1 pseudogene is annotated in these 245 nt (G+C 71.8%); it reads right to left on the bottom strand.

The features are described 5' to 3' along the window. A pseudogene (locus JMJ56_RS33475) lies at positions 1-245 on the bottom strand (IS630 family transposase); the annotation flags it as partial.

The following is a 245-nucleotide window of genomic DNA, read 5'->3' as shown; positions in this document are numbered from 1 at the left end:
GTGATATCCGACTTCTGGTCGACAAGGCGAAGGATCAGCGCCGCATGCGCCTCGATCTGCGCCGAGCGCCGGTCCCCTCCCAACGGCCCTGGCGCGACCGAACCCGCCTCCCGCACAAGCGCGACCCACCGGACCGCGCTGGCCGCGCTCACCCCGAAGCGGACCGCCGCCGCCCGGCAGGACGATCCCGCCGCAATCGCCGCCACCACACGTTCCCGCAGATCGACCGACAGCGCCTTGGACAT

Origin of the sequence: Belnapia arida (assembly GCF_016773205.1) — a bacterium.
GTDB classification, from domain to species: Bacteria; Pseudomonadota; Alphaproteobacteria; order Acetobacterales; family Acetobacteraceae; genus Belnapia; species Belnapia arida.
This window is presented reverse-complemented; position numbering and strand designations above follow the sequence as displayed.